General features: G+C 45.6%; 1 pseudogene. It reads right to left on the reverse strand.

The window, feature by feature from the left end:
* Positions 1-94 precede the first annotated feature (94 nt).
* A pseudogene (locus tag HC175_RS21960) lies at positions 95-329 on the reverse strand (energy transducer TonB); the annotation flags it as partial.

A 329-nucleotide genomic window follows, 5' to 3' on the forward strand; every position in this document is an offset into this window, starting at 1 on the left:
GGAAAGGTCAACTTTATAAGCCTTGCTTCCCACCTGCTGATACATGGGTAACTGCTGAAACATCCATTCAACAGTCTCAGAATAGGTCTTCAAGTTATTCGGAAAGTTTGAAATTGTAGATAATGGTTCCTACCTGTTTTGCAGGAGCCTTGGAGTCGCTGTTAAAACGTGTAGCCAAAGCAGCTCTTTTGGCAGGATCTGTCAAACAGGTGGCGTTATTGGTAGTGCCTTTTACGCCAGGAATGGCGCGGGTAACTCTCCCGCTGCGGTCTACTTCGATCTGCACCACCACTATTCCCGATTCGTTACAATCCTGTATGAATTTTTCT

Source organism: Salinimicrobium oceani (assembly GCF_012037645.1).